Below are 2161 nucleotides of genomic sequence, written 5' to 3'. Positions count from 1 at the left end.
TCAAACAGGGTTTGCCATTCTTGGTCGGTACGTCGTTTTGCCATTTCAGATCTCCTTATGGTTGGAGATTTGATCGTATAGCGTGCTGAGGTTGATTAGAATGCGGTGTTTATGATGCGCTTACGGTATAGCTGCCCTAAACAAGCGTACAAATATCCGATTAGCACGTTTTAGGAGGTCTGAGGGGGATAGCAAAGTCGAACATTTGTCATAATAGGAATAATAAACAACAAAAATCAGGAGCAGAAGGTGACTGTAGAGTTTTTCAGGATATTTCGGAAATAGTCTCGTGATATTGATGGCTGGGAGGGGGAGAATGATGCAACTACTCTGTAATCCAATGATTTTAGGTGCTTACTATTATGTCAATAATAGGTTCAAATAATATTCGGTCAATGTTTGGTTTAAATGTTACAAGCAAGCAACTAGATAAATTCGAAAGTTTAGAAAATATTAAATCAATCAAAAATTTAACAGCTAAAGAACTTAGACAACAGAAAGAAATTTTTTGCCTTTTGTCTAAGTATCAAGGCTATAATAAAGAAAAGTTAGAACGCATATCCAGATTTAAAGCTAATTTCAGTAGTAGTTATCGGCAAGATAAAAAAAATCCATCTAAGCCCCCTATAACTATTGAGCTTGTAAATAACTCATCCAAAGATGCGGAAGAAAAGTGGTTACGTGATCCTAAGAGAAATAAATTTATTACAGGTGAAATATCGCGGAAACCAAGTGACGACATTTCAACTGTAATTCAAGGAGAATTGACGCCGTTAATTGGAAAGGGGATTGTCGGTAATAATGGATCTTGTGATCGCTTACCTTTCTCTGTATCCCATGTACAGAATGATGCGAAAAGGCAGGAAGTATGTGAGGAATCTGCTGCAAGTAAACCAGGGCTGGTTTATTTCACAGGAAAAAATATCACTTCGGCAGAGATGTTGCCTGGAAGCCCAATAGGCCAATATTATCATCAAACACAATTCGAAGATAATTTGAATGTGCTGGAGATCGATAATGGTGACAAAGGTACTTTTGGAATATCATTTGATTTAAATAACGTGAAAGAAGATGAGCCGCTATTAATTCATGGGGGGGCGTTATCAGGATGCTCAGTAGTTTTTGCAACTAAAGCGAATAAACTATTTGCGCTGCATGCAGGTCAGCATGAAAATGAAACGACTGTATGGGTTACTGGTGAAAAGGGGGCTGAATCAATTGCAAAAAGTGTAGCGTTGTTAACCAGTGAAGATCCAAGTAATATACAGTGCGCCAATAATCAAGAGCTCGTAAGTTACTTATCTAGCAAATTTGACCAATCTGTACTTGTATATTGTGGTGATGGTAGACCTCTTACAAGTGAACATAATGTAAAGTACTTTGATTATGACTCAACCCCTGAAAATAAGGATCCCCGAGTAGGTAATGCATTAGCTTTGGTCAGCAAAAAGCAAGGCAAAATCAACGTTCAAGTGTTAGGGGATGATATGGCTGTAGATAAAAATAGTTTTGAAACCCGCTCGTTAAGTAGTGCGATGTTCAGTTTAACCCCAAAATGTGATCCACAATCGAGTGTTACTACTTATCTTTGAGGAGTAAGATTAAGCTCAAGGTAGATGAAAGAGGGCGATACCCGTAGATATCCATATCTATTCGACATGGCAAAATAAGTCTACTAGTTTATGCATAGCTGGTTCCTTTGCGATTGTTCTCTCTTGGTCGAAAGATCTGATCGCAGAACCAGCTTTTAGTTCCCTTCTTTTTTATCCCGAGTTCAGGTTAACCTTACCTTTTTGCTAGTGCGATTTTACTCATCGCACTAACACTTCACAACAACTTTGCTATACCTCTAGTTATTCATGGTTTGCTAATGTTTGATTTTCCGAAACTCATTTTTGTCCAAAGACGTGTTACATAGTATCCGCCCCACGATCCCACGGGGCGTTTTAGTGTGAGAAGTTCCAAGGAAGAAGTGAGTTGATATCAGGCTCTGGCTTTGCCAGTTCCCTCATACATTTGGCCATGTAATCGTAAAGTATCAGTCCGTTAGCTTTCGCCGTCTCGATGATGCTATACAGCAAAGCACTCGCATCAGCACCAAGCGGATTCGTCGAGAATAACCAATTTTTTCTGCCAATAACCAGCGATTTGATGGCGCGTT

2 protein-coding genes are annotated in these 2161 nt (G+C 39.1%); one reads left to right on the top strand and one right to left on the bottom strand.

Going from position 1 to position 2161, the window contains the following annotated elements:
- Window positions 1-362 precede the first annotated feature (362 nt).
- The gene (locus tag AACW06_RS19230) at window positions 363-1592 is read left to right on the top strand and encodes a cytotoxic necrotizing factor Rho-activating domain-containing protein (RefSeq protein ID WP_192076288.1); all 1230 of its coding nucleotides are present in this window, start codon (window positions 363-365) and stop codon (window positions 1590-1592) included.
- Window positions 1593-1946: 354 nt separating this feature from the next.
- Here AACW06_RS19230 and AACW06_RS19225 read toward each other — a convergent pair.
- Window positions 1947-2161: transposase domain-containing protein (locus AACW06_RS19225; RefSeq protein WP_192076287.1), on the bottom strand; the 215-nt coding region annotated here is incomplete at its 5' end.

Source organism: Vibrio sp. S12_S33, assembly GCF_963889785.1.
Classification (GTDB): Bacteria; Pseudomonadota; Gammaproteobacteria; order Enterobacterales; family Vibrionaceae; genus Vibrio; species Vibrio aestuarianus.
The sequence above is the reverse complement of the archived record's forward strand: the minus strand, read 5'-3'. Positions and strand labels throughout refer to the sequence as shown.

Excerpts from the sequence above, each read along its gene's own strand:
- AACW06_RS19230 (WP_192076288.1), top strand. The coding sequence starts at position 363 with ATGTCAATAATAGGTTCAAATAATATTCGGTCAATGTTTGGTTTAAAT.